The sequence below is a fragment of the Streptomyces sp. NPDC001868 genome (genome assembly GCF_040297125.1).
Classification (GTDB): domain Bacteria; phylum Actinomycetota; class Actinomycetes; order Streptomycetales; family Streptomycetaceae; genus Streptomyces.
Genome location: NZ_JBEOYO010000113.1, coordinates 1 through 9,077, shown reverse-complemented (window position 1 = coordinate 9,077; position 9,077 = coordinate 1). Strand labels below are relative to the sequence as shown.

Sequence of the window (9,077 nt, the reverse complement as noted above, 5' to 3'; positions counted from 1 at the left end):
GGGGCCCCCCACCCACCCCCCCCCCCGCATGTGCGGGCGGGGGGGGTCGCGCGTCCGGCTCGCGCCCGGCCCCTCACCCCTCGACGTTCGGTGGCGCATCTCGATGTTCGGTGGCGCATCTCGATGTTCGGTGGCGCACCTCGGCGTTCGGTGGCGCTGACCCGGTCTTCGGTGGCCCGCTCGGTCAGGAGTCGGGGTCCAGCGGCAGCCCCGTGTAGTTCTCGGCGAGTTCGGCCGCAGCGAGACGCGAGGTGGCCACGCGGTCGAGCTGGGAGAGCTGGAGCCTGGTCTCGAACGGGGACTGCTCCGGGTCGGCGTGGAGCGTCGTGGTCATGAAGTAGGAGAAGTGCTCGGCCCGCCAGACCCGGCGCAGACAGGTGTCGGAGTAGGTGTCGAGCAGCTCGGTCGAGCCGGTCTCCTTGAGCCGGGCGAAGGCGCGGGCCAGCACGATGACGTCGGTGGCGGCGAGATTGAGCCCCTTGGCGCCGGTGGGCGGCACGATGTGGGCGGCGTCGCCGGCCAGGAAGACCCGGCCGTAGCGCATCGGCTCGGTGACGTGGCTGCGCATCGGCAGCACGGCCTTCGAGGTGACGGGCCCGCGTTCGAGACGCCAGCCGGGGTTCGCGGTGAGGGCGAACCGGGCGTCCAGCTCGTCCCAGATCCGTTCGTCGGACCAGTCCTCCGGGTCGGTGCCGTTCGGGACCTGGAGGTAGAGGCGGCTCACGGACGGCGACCGCATGCTCGCCAGCGCGAAGCCGCGCTCGGAGTGGGCGTAGATCAGCTCGTCGTACACCGGCGGGGCGTCGGCGAGGATGCCCAGCCAGGAGTAGGGGTACGTCCGCTCGTACGTCGTCCGCACCCCGTCCGGGACGGCGTCCCGGGCCACCCCGTGGAAGCCGTCGCAGCCGACCACGTAGTCGCAGGTCAGGGTCTGCTCGCGGCCCTCGTGGGTGTAGCGGATCACGGGCCGGTCGGTGTCCGCGCCGTCCACCCCGTGCACCTCGGCCTCGAACAGCAGGGGTCCGCCGTCGGTGAGCTGGAGGGCGATGAGGTCCTTGACGACCTCGGTCTGGGCGTAGACCCACACCCGGCGGCCACCGGTCAGCTCGGGGAAGTCGACGCGGTGGGCGCGGCCGTCGAAGCGCAGTTCGATACCGTCGTGGGGCATGCCCTCGGCGTCCAGCCGGGCGCCGGCCCCCGCGGAGCGCAGCACGTCGACGGTGGCCTGCTCCAGGATTCCGGCGCGCTGACGCTGCTCGACGTAAGCGCGGTCCTTGCGTTCCAGAACCACACTGTCGATTCCCGCGTTGTGCAGCAGACGGGCCAGCAGCAGCCCCGCGGGGCCGCCGCCGATGATGCCGACAGTGGTGTGCATTGAGTACCCCTCGTCGTTGAGGACGAGCCGCGTCCCGTCCCCCGGGCCGCCGACCTTGTTCGTCAGGTGAAATTCACTTCACTATTCTTTAGGCATGAGTCTGGGCCCGGCCTGCCCGCCTGTCAACGGTCACACTCCCCCAGAGGGGTCGGGCGGGCGGCCGGGTTCCGTCGAGGGGCGAACGGGAGGGTCAGCCGAGGAAGTGGAAACCGGGGCGGGGATGCATCAGGAAGTCGTGGTGCGAGATGTTCCAGGCATACGCGCCCGCGAGGGCGAAGGCCACCCGGTCCCCCGCCCGCAGCCCGGGTGCCTGAGCGTCACGGGCGAGGAGGTCCTTCGGCGTGCAGAGCTGTCCGGCGAGGCTGACGTGCTCCCCCTCGGCCGCCGGGCGCGGCCACGGGTACGGCCACTCCTCCACCGCCAGCACCGAGCACGGCTGGTCGTGACCTTTGGTCGCCGGGGTGCGCAGATGGTGGGTGCCGCCCCGGACCACGGCGAACTCCTCGCCATGGCTGTGCTTCACGTCCAGCACCTCGGTGGCGTACCAGCCGCAGTAGGCGGTGAGCGCTCTGCCGGGCTCGATACGCAGCGTCAGTTCCGGATGGGCGTCGGCGAGTTGGGCGAGGCCTTCGCCGTACGTCTTCCAGTCGAAGCGGGTCTCGGGGTGGGTGTAGTCGACGGCCATGCCGCCGCCGACGTTCACCTCGCGGAGCGGAACTCCCAGTCCCGTCGCCCAGTTCACGATCGAGCGGGCGAGCGAGAGTTGTTCGGGTGCGTCGAGTCCGCTCGCCAAGTGGGCGTGGACGCCGAGCAGTTCGAGGTGCGGATACGTGCCGTCGGTGAGGGGGCGGAACACGTCCGGTGCCCGCGCGGGGTCCAGGCCGAACGGGGTGGGCCGTCCGCCCATGGCGAGCGAGCTGCCCGCCAGGGAACCGTCCGCCACCGCGAGGTTGAAGCGGAGCAGCACCCCGACCGGGGCGGCCGGTGCCGCCCGGCGTGCCAGCTCGCCGAGCATCCGCAGGTCGTGCTCGCTCTCCACGTGGAAGCGTGCGACGCCGTGCTCCAGGGCGGCCCGGATCTCGTCCGGGGTCTTGCCGGGGCCGCCGAAGGCCAGCGGGCGGCCGGGTACGGCCTCGGCGACATGGGCGAGTTCGCCGCCGGAGGACACCTCGTAGCCGTCGACGTACGGGCCCAGCGCGGCCAGGATCCGCGGCTCCGGGTTGGCCTTGGCCGCGTAGTACAGCTCGACGCGTTCGGGGAGGGCGGCGCGTACATGTGCGGCGTGGTCGCGCAGGGCCGCCAAGTCGTAGACGTACGCGGGGAGTTCGGTGAGCGACAGGGACAGGACACGATCGCGTACGGCGGCGGTGGGGAGGGTCAACGGGGGCTCCTGGCTGGTCGGAAGGCACTGGGGCGCTGGGGCGGCGCGGGTGCGCGGCGGCTCATCGGGTGCCCCAGCGCAGGACGTCCTCGGCGAGGGGCGAGGGCAGGCGGACGTAGCCGGCCTCGCGGTCGGCCCTGCGTTCCCAGCGGGTGAGCAGGTTGGTCTTGGCGGGGAGCGGGACCCCGGCGAGGAGGGCGGCGAGGCGGGGCGGGCAGCCCTCCTCGTCGGCGTAGTCCCGGATGGTCGCGCGGACCGCCGCCCACAGATCGGCCTCGGTCTCGGGGTGCAGGTCGGCGAGGGCGGCCAGCAGCTCGGCGATGTGATTGACGAGGAGGCAGTACACGACACGGTCCCAGCCGCGCTGGGCGTCGTACGACATCGGGCCCGCGACCTCGGGCGGCAGCGCGGCGAGGGTGTCGGCGTGGTGGTCGGGGACCAGCTTGGTGCCCTCCAGGTCGCGGAAGAGGACCTGGGCGGGCATGCCGTCGGTGTCGACGCAGATCAGGACGTTCTGGAGGTGGGGTTCCAGGACGAGGCCGTGGTCGAAGTAGGCGGAGAGGACGGGCGGGACGAGGAGGCGCAGGTAGGCCTTCCACCAGGTGAGGGCGGTCCCGGGGCCCGTGCCGTCGAGGAGGCGGGAGATGTGGGCGGCGCTGGTCGGGTACTCGTCGGCGACGGCGGCGGCGAGCAGCGGGGTCGTGCCGGGCAGCAGCCGCCGGGACAGGCCCTCGCGGACGATCACACCGAAGCCTTCGAGCAGAGCCCGGTCGGGAATGCCGTCGGGGCCGGGGACGGCGAGGCTGCGGTAGGCGGGTTCGCGGAGCACCGCGCTGCCGGGGAAACGGGTTTCCAGGTCGGCGAGGGCCGGGGCGAGGAGGCGGGTGAGGGCGACGGCGCCGGAGAGTTCGTAACTGGCGTTCTTGCGCAGGCAGTTGGTGATGCGGACGTTGAGGCTGAACTTCAGGAACGCGTCGCCGTCGAAGAGGGTGCGGACGGAGGCGGTGGCCGCGTACTCCCGGCCGCCGGGGCCGAGGTCGAGGATGTCGCCGCGGCCCAACGCCTCGCGCAGCAGCCGGTGTTCACGCAGCATCTCGTACTGCCACGGGTGGGCGGGCAGCAGCCGGTAGCCCTCGGGGACGTCGCCGCGTTCCCGGTCCAGCACGGCGGTCGCGCCGGGCTCCGCGCTCTCCTCGGCGATCAGACGGTCGCGGACGGCGAGATAGCGCAGCGGGAAGGAGGCGCCGGCCTCCGGGGCGTACGACTGCCAGGCGTCCGCGTCGCCGGTGCGGGCCTTGGGGGTGGGGTGGAAGCGGTGTCCGAACAGCAGGGACTGCTCGGAGGCGAGGTAGTCCGGGAGCCCGTGCGGGGCGGTGGCGTGAGGGGTGGTGTCGTGAGGGGCGGTGTCGTGCATGTTGGTGTCGTGGGTGGTGGTGTCGCGAAGGGCGTGCGCGCCGGTCTCGCGGGCGGTGAGCGCGGTGGCGAGGGTGCGGTGGCTGGAGTCGATCTGGTGCAGGAACTCGTCGTTGCGGACGCCGGTGCGCAAGGACAGCTCGTCGTGCGTGTACTCGGCGAGGCGGCGCCAGCCGAGCGGGCGCCAGCCGGTGTCGGACTGCTCGTGGACGGGGCCGGTGAAGCGGTGGGCGCCCAGCAGGGACGTACGGCGCAGCGCCACGCGGAGGAGGAGGCCGCGGCGGGGCAGGCGCAGCAGGAGGTGGCCGTCGATGACGGCGGTCTGGTGTTCGGGGCCGGACACCTCGCGCAGCAGGCAGTTGAGGAGGGTGTGGGCCACGGCGTCGTCGGCGGTGGGCAGGTGGGTGGTACCGATCGAGTCGGTGAGCGGGGGCATTCAGTGGCTCCAGCGGGTACGCGGATGTGGGGGCAGGAGAGTCGCGAAGGCGGTGAGGGCGGCTATGCCGCCGCCTACCAGCACCGGCGCGGCGGGGCCGTACCGGGCACTGCCCACGGCGGCGGTCACTCCGGCGGCGACGGCGCCGGCCTTGGAGAAGAACTCCAGGGAGCCGAACATCCCGCCGGGGGCGCGGCCCCGGGCGCAGTCGGCGGCCAGCACCGACAGGCCGACCATGCCGAGGGTGAGACCCACGCCGAGCAGCAGCCGTACGGCGACGAGGGCGGGCAGGGTGTGGGCGACGCCGTGACCGGCGAGCCCGAGGGCGATCAGCGCGAAGCCGAGGGCCATGCCGTGCCGGGGACGGGTGTGGATCGCGCGGTGCACCGGCATGGCCGTGATCAGGTAGCAGAGGTGCGGCAGGGCGAAGAGCAGGCCGGAGAGGGCGGCGGAGGCGCCGGGGAGGCGTTCCTCGACGAGGGATATGAGATAGGGGAAGGAGATGACCGTGGAGAACACGAAGGCGAACTCCAGTGTGTAGAGCCTGCGCAGCGCGGCCTTGGGGGCGACGTCGACGGGTTCCTTCTCCGTCTCCGTCCGCGTCTCCGTCCGCGTCTCCCTCCTCGTCTCCGCCTTCGTCTTCTCCTGTCCGGGGTCGCTGGTCTCCCCGGCCTCCCCGCCCTCCCCGGTCTCGGCCGGTTCGGGGAGGGCGGCCAGCAGCAGGGCGGCGGCGAGTGGGAGCAGCGCGAGGAGGGCGTACTGACGGTGCGGGGACATCCACGGGGACAGCGCGCCGACGACGATCGGCGCGAAGACGAGCGCGGCCCGCGCGCTGCCCTGCATGAGGGTCAGCGCCTTTGACAGTCGCGGCCCTTCCAGTGCGGCGCCCAGATAGCCGTTGGAGGCGGCGAACGTGCCGCCCAGGATGCCCTGGAGCACCAGCGCCACCGTGAACATGGTGAGCGAGTCGGCCCAGCCGGCGATCACGAAGGAGACGGCGAGGCCCAACTGGGCCCGCAGCAGCAGTCGTTTCCGCCCGAAGCGGTCGGCGAGCCGCCCCCACAGGGGTGCCGCGAGCGCGCTGAACACCGTGGGCACCACATACAGCACGCCCGCCCAGCGGGCCGCGCCGGCGCCCAGTCCGGGCAGTATCTCGGTGAAGTACGGGGGCAGCCCCAGTGCGGCGAACGACGCCACGAAGTAGCAGGCGGCCACGGCGTGCACCTGCCGGCGGCCGAACGCGGGGCGCGACATGGCGAGCGCCTCGGCGGTCATGCCGAACCACCCTCCCGCAGCAGATAGTTGGGCCCGGTGGTGTAGTGCTTGTTGATGTCGGCGGCGCCCGACCGCTCCTTGCTCAGCAGGGTTCCGGCACTCACCATCGCCTTCACCGGCAGCTCGGGCGCGTTCAGCACCCGCTCGCGCAGGACGGCCGCCGCGTCGCCGCCGAGCCGGTCGACGGCCTCGGTGAGCCGGTCCCGTACGAGGTCCAGCAGTTCCCGGAGTGGGGCGCGGCCGTGCCGGGCGAGGCCGAACGCGTAGGCACCGGCGCACAGATGGACGGTGATGGTGGTGAACACGTCGGCCACGGCGCGGTCGTCGGTGGTGAAGGTGCGGGCGTCGTCGAAGCCCCAAGTGCCGTCGTTCCGACCCAACTTGGCGGCCAGGCGGGTGCGGTTGACACGCGGGCCGTCGTTGTCCTTCAGCAGCAGCCGCAGGCCGCCGGGCTCGGGGCCGAGGACCAGAGAGACGTTCTGCTGATGCGACTCCAGCGCGATACCGTAGCCGAAGAGCGTGGTCTGCCAGTCGAACAGCAGGGTGAGCACGGCGTCGAGCAGGGCGGTCGTGTCGCCGCCGTGGAAGCGGTCGGCGAGACGGTCGACGACCAGTGCCCCGCCGGGTTCCTCGGCGAGGAGGGCGGCCAGGGGGACGACCACCGAGTCGTCGAGGTCCGTCGGGTAGCGGCGGCACAGGACGGCGAGCAGTTCGTGTCCGGCGTGCGCGTACACCGTCTCGTCGGCGTGCAGCACCCGGCCCTTGAAGCGGGGCTCGCGGTCGATCACCGCCGCCAGCAGCCGCTGTCCCGCGGCGCCGTCGACGAGGGTGCCGGGCTTGATGGACCTCTTGTTCCGCAGCCCCAACGTGGCGGTGGCCAGGGGGAGTTTGAGGTGCAGGGAGGGTGCGGCGGCGGGCGCGACCGTACGCATCGACAGCGTGGGTACGACGGAGAGGTACGCCCGGTCGGCGAGCACGGCCCGGTCCGCGAGCCCCGCCTCGCGCAGGGCCGCGTCGAGCGGTGCGCCGACGGTCAACGGGTGGACGGGCAGGGCGACATGGGTACGGTCGAGGTCCGCGAGTCCGAGCCCGGAAGGGGTGGGCCAGCCGTCCGGGAGGTCACCGGTGACGGTGACGGACTCCCTGGGCAGAGCGAGCCACTCAAGGGCGAAGGTCGGGTGGAACTCCGGTGCGTAGTCCCGCAGTTGGTTCTCGTCGAGACCCGAGCGGCCGCGTGCGGTCGGGTAGACCGGGTGGTCGAGGCGTGCGGCGAGGGTCTCGTACGCGAGGCCGCCGCGCAGGCCCGTCCAGTCGGCGAGGTCGGTGCCGTACAGGTCGGTGAGCCCCTCGGCGATCTCCTCCCCCGTCTCCTCGTGCAGCCGCATCGTCGCGACGGTCTGGCGGCACTCCTCGGCGAAGGCGTCGAAGCCGTCGCGGTCGACGGGCTCGGCGAGGGCGCGCAGTGCGGCGAGGACGGTGTCGCAGGTGGTGAGGTGTGCCGCGGCGGGCGGGTCGGCGACGTCCGACTCCTCCGACTCCCTTACGAGGAGGGGCAGTCGGGCTGCGTGGGTGTGCTGGAAGCCGTCTTCGGTGACGGGGAGGAGGAGGGCGCCGTCGGCGGCAGCGGCTGTGGCGGTGGCGGGCAGGCGGAGCCAGGGGCCGTCCGGGCGGTGGACGAGGGTGCTGCGGGTGCGCAGGCCGACGACGTCCTCGCGCAGGAGCGCGCCGAGCACGCGGGTGAGGAGTTCGGCTTCGGCGGTGTCGGGGGGCGTGGGTGAGGCCGCGACGATGGGGGTGGTGGCGAAGTCGGGAGTGGTGGCGACGGTGGTCACGGCTGGATCTCCCAGCGCTGTGCGGCGAGGAAGTCCGTCACGGCCCGGTCGACGGTCTCCTGGTCGGTGCCGGTGGCGCGGAGCACGCCGAGGTAGTCGCGGTTGGTCCGGTACAGCTCGTGGTGCTCGCCGGGTGCGCGGAGCGGACGGTACGTCAGGTGGGCTCCGTCGACGGTGAGTTCGGTCGCGGCGGGGGCGGCGACGAGAGTGCCCGCACGGTCGGCGCAGGGGTACTCCAGGCGGGCCGCGCCGTCGCGCCGGATGTCCAGGTCGGCGGGCAGCGGCTCGCCGAGGTGGGTGCGGAGGATGTGCTCGAAGAGCGGGAGGTCGAGGAGTCGGGCGAGGAGCAGGTCGCACTGGTCGCCGATGGCACGGTAGTTGACCTCGATGATGCGGGCCCGGCCGTCGTGCACGACGAACTCGGTGTGGCAGGCGCCGAACCCGACGCCCAGCGCGTCGAGTTGGGCGAGAACCTGAGCGACGACCGGCGCGGGTTGGGCCGGGACGAAGGTCAGCCGCTCCTCGATGAAGTACGGCGGCGGGGACAGCTCGGTGTGGAACCCGCCGAGCACATGCCGGACGGTGCCGTCGCCGAGGGTCTCCAGGGTGTACAGCTCACCGGGCAGATACTCCTCGACGACCAGCGTGCCGCCCGGTCGACGGGTCAGGATCTCCTTGGCGCGGGCCACGAGGTCCTCGGCGGTGTCGACCAGCACGACGTCCTCACTGGCGACGCCTTCGCGGGGCTTGACGACACACGGGTACGGGGCGTCGACGACGAGGCGGCCGGTGAGGTCGGCCGGATCGGTGATCTCGGCGGACCAGACGGTGTCCAGGCCGGAGGCGGCCAGATGGCGGCGCATCTCGGCCTTGTCCTTGCCGCGCAGGGTGGCCCGCCAGTCCTTGCCGGGGAGCCCGAAGTAGTGGGCGGCGAGGGCGGCCTGGGTCTGCAGATGGTCGCTGTTGGTGAAGACCGCGTCGGGCCGGTGGTGGGTGGAGATCCGGGTGACGACGGCGCGGTAGTCCCGTACGTCGCAGTCGAGGATCTCGATCTCGGGGTGCTCCCGGTACGCGGCACGGTGGGCGTCGGGCTGGTCGGTGAGAAGCGTGACGTCCAGGCCGAGGCGGGCGGCGGCGGGCAGGAAGCCCTCGGTGACGGAGTCGGTGGGGTTGAGGGCGAGCAAGTACAGGCGCATGGGGTGGTGCACGACTTCCGCTAGCGGGTGGGGGGTTCGGCGGTGGGGGCTCGGTGGGGAGGGGCGGGGGGGGGGCCGCGGGGGGGGGGGGGCCCCCCCCGGACCACCGGCCCAAAGCCTATTGGAGCACCAACCCCGGGGGCCTAGACAATTAGTGGCGCAAAAACAA

General features: G+C 72.8%; 6 protein-coding genes. All 6 read right to left on the bottom strand.

The features are described from left to right. Window positions 1–184: 184 nt before the first annotated feature. The 6 genes from ABT147_RS46625 to ABT147_RS46600 all read right to left on the bottom strand — a co-directional run bounded on the left by ABT147_RS46625 (window position 185) and on the right by ABT147_RS46600 (window position 8,908). Window positions 185–1,375, bottom strand: coding sequence for a 4-hydroxybenzoate 3-monooxygenase (locus tag ABT147_RS46625; RefSeq protein ID WP_351418518.1), 1,191 nt, complete (start codon window positions 1,373–1,375; stop codon window positions 185–187). 190 nt (window positions 1,376–1,565) lie between these two features. Then, a complete protein-coding gene (locus ABT147_RS46620; RefSeq protein WP_351418516.1) occupies window positions 1,566–2,756 on the bottom strand; it encodes a type III PLP-dependent enzyme in 1,191 nt (396 codons plus the stop codon). Between the two features lie 61 nt (window positions 2,757–2,817). Beyond that, on the bottom strand, window positions 2,818–4,605 hold the full coding sequence (locus ABT147_RS46615; protein ID WP_351418513.1) for an IucA/IucC family protein: 1,788 nt from the start codon (window positions 4,603–4,605) through the stop codon (window positions 2,818–2,820). Next, window positions 4,606–5,880 carry an MFS transporter gene (locus ABT147_RS46610; RefSeq protein ID WP_351418511.1) on the bottom strand — a complete coding sequence of 425 codons (1,275 nt, stop codon included), beginning with the start codon at window positions 5,878–5,880 and terminating at the stop codon, window positions 4,606–4,608. Further along, a complete protein-coding gene (locus tag ABT147_RS46605; protein WP_351418521.1) occupies window positions 5,877–7,670 on the bottom strand; it encodes an IucA/IucC family protein in 1,794 nt (597 codons plus the stop codon). The genes ABT147_RS46610 and ABT147_RS46605 overlap by 4 nt, the downstream gene beginning before the upstream one ends. A 38-nt stretch (window positions 7,671–7,708) precedes the next feature. Then, window positions 7,709–8,908, bottom strand: a complete 1,200-nt coding sequence (locus ABT147_RS46600) for an ATP-grasp domain-containing protein (protein WP_351418508.1) — start codon at window positions 8,906–8,908, stop codon at window positions 7,709–7,711. Window positions 8,909–9,077: the final 169 nt, after the last annotated feature.

What these genes read in the sequence shown, in the direction of transcription:
- ABT147_RS46600 (WP_351418508.1), bottom strand. Translation starts at nt 8,908, where the DNA reads ATGCGCCTGTACTTGCTCGCCCTCAACCCCACCGACTCCGTCACCGAG.
- ABT147_RS46615 (WP_351418513.1), bottom strand. Translation starts at nt 4,605, where the DNA reads ATGCCCCCGCTCACCGACTCGATCGGTACCACCCACCTGCCCACCGCC.
- ABT147_RS46625 (WP_351418518.1), bottom strand. Translation starts at nt 1,375, where the DNA reads ATGCACACCACTGTCGGCATCATCGGCGGCGGCCCCGCGGGGCTGCTG.
- ABT147_RS46610 (WP_351418511.1), bottom strand. Translation starts at nt 5,880, where the DNA reads ATGACCGCCGAGGCGCTCGCCATGTCGCGCCCCGCGTTCGGCCGCCGG.